Annotated in this window: 1 rRNA gene; it reads right to left on the minus strand. The window is 59.9% G+C overall.

Annotated features, from left to right (window positions below):
- Positions 1 to 434: 434 nt before the first annotated feature.
- Positions 435 to 534, minus strand: a 16S ribosomal RNA gene (locus MTP10_RS41860); the annotation flags it as partial.

The following is a 534-nucleotide window of genomic DNA, read 5'->3' on the forward strand; positions in this document are numbered from 1 at the left end:
GCTTAACGCAGCCTCCCACGTCCTTCATCGGCTCCTGATGCCAAGGCATCCACCGTGTGCCCTAAAAAACTTGGCCACAAAGATGCTCGCGTCCACTATGCAAATCTCAAACAACAAACAGCAACCACCCTCACACATCCACAGACGTGCTCGGCATGGCCCTGCATGAGGTCTTCACAGACCACGAGCCCACCCCAGAGAGGCGAGCCCGTTGGCTGGTCCGTTTCCTCAGGACCCAACAGTGTGTTTCAGACCCAGCCAGACCCCCGACGACCCCGTTCCCACTCCCTCCTCACGGAAGGCGGTACTTACGGTCCGGCAGCCCAGCCGGCTGACTAGCCAGTGCTCCACTAATGAGCCGCCGTGTGCAAGACATGCGCTTGCAGTCACGACATGGACCAGAAGGTGTGAACCCTCTGACCGATGCTCCTTAGAAAGGAGGTGATCCAGCCGCACCTTCCGGTACGGCTACCTTGTTACGACTTCGTCCCAATCGCCAGCCCCACCTTCGACCGCTCCCCCCCTTGCGGGTTG

This window comes from Nonomuraea sp. 3-1Str, from assembly GCF_031570565.1.
Lineage (GTDB): Bacteria > Actinomycetota > Actinomycetes > Streptosporangiales > Streptosporangiaceae > Nonomuraea.